This window comes from Pseudoalteromonas sp. S3260 (assembly GCF_005886925.1).
Taxonomy (GTDB): Bacteria; Pseudomonadota; Gammaproteobacteria; order Enterobacterales; family Alteromonadaceae; genus Pseudoalteromonas; species Pseudoalteromonas tetraodonis.
This window is the reverse complement of the sequence record NZ_PNCV01000337.1, coordinates 1-318: the sequence shown is the minus strand read 5'-3', so window position 1 is coordinate 318 and position 318 is coordinate 1. Positions and strand designations below refer to the sequence as shown.

The following is a 318-nucleotide window of genomic DNA, read 5'->3' as shown; positions in this document are numbered from 1 at the left end:
GTTTAGGTCCGCGAGGCCCACCAATTCACAACGCTGCACGCGCTAACGGTCATTGCCATAATCTTCAGGATTGATAGCGCAGCTAGTATGGAAGTCTTGTGGGCTGTAATCTGGGAAAAATTTATCTCCATAACTGTGTCCTGCCGTGCCAACACCACTGCCCGCCGCCATGTGATTAATCAGGGTATCAACATAGATCTCCACGCCGGCCTCGCCACAACGCTGGCCCATATCAATGAACTCGCTGCGATTGCCACCGCGACTGGCGAGCTCATAACTGACCGGTTGGTAGCGAGTCCACCATTGGCTGCCTTGGAT

At 53.8% G+C, this 318-nt stretch carries 1 pseudogene; it reads right to left on the bottom strand.

The features are described 5' to 3' along the window. Positions 1–45: 45 nt before the first annotated feature. Positions 46–318, bottom strand: a pseudogene (locus tag CWC14_RS18710) (alpha-amylase); the annotation flags it as partial.